Raw genomic sequence first — 301 nt, 5'->3', positions numbered from 1 at the left:
GTACGCCCGCGAAAAGCTCTCCGGTGACCTGGAGCGCCTGCGCTCCTACTACCTGGACCGCGGCTACATCAACATGGACATCGCCTCCACCCAGGTGTCCATCACGCCGGACAAGAAACACGTCTACATCACCGTCAACATCAACGAAGGCGAGAAGTACACCGTCCGCGACGTGAAGCTGTCCGGTGACCTGAAGGTGCCGGAAGACCAGGTCAAGTCGCTGCTGCTGGTGCAGCCCGGCCAGGTGTTCTCGCGCAAGGTGATGACCAGCACCTCCGAGCTGATCACCCGCCGCCTGGGT

Annotated in this window: 1 protein-coding gene; it reads left to right on the top strand. The window is 62.1% G+C overall.

Annotation, left to right across the window (positions count from 1 at the left end; translation table 11 throughout):
- The coding region (locus ACK1U9_RS22760) for a POTRA domain-containing protein (protein WP_449110201.1) at positions 1 to 301 on the top strand (301 nt) is incomplete at both ends.

This window comes from Pseudomonas sp. XP1 (assembly GCF_053557675.1).
Note: the sequence above shows the minus strand (reverse complement) of the source record. Positions and strands in the feature narration are given on the sequence as shown.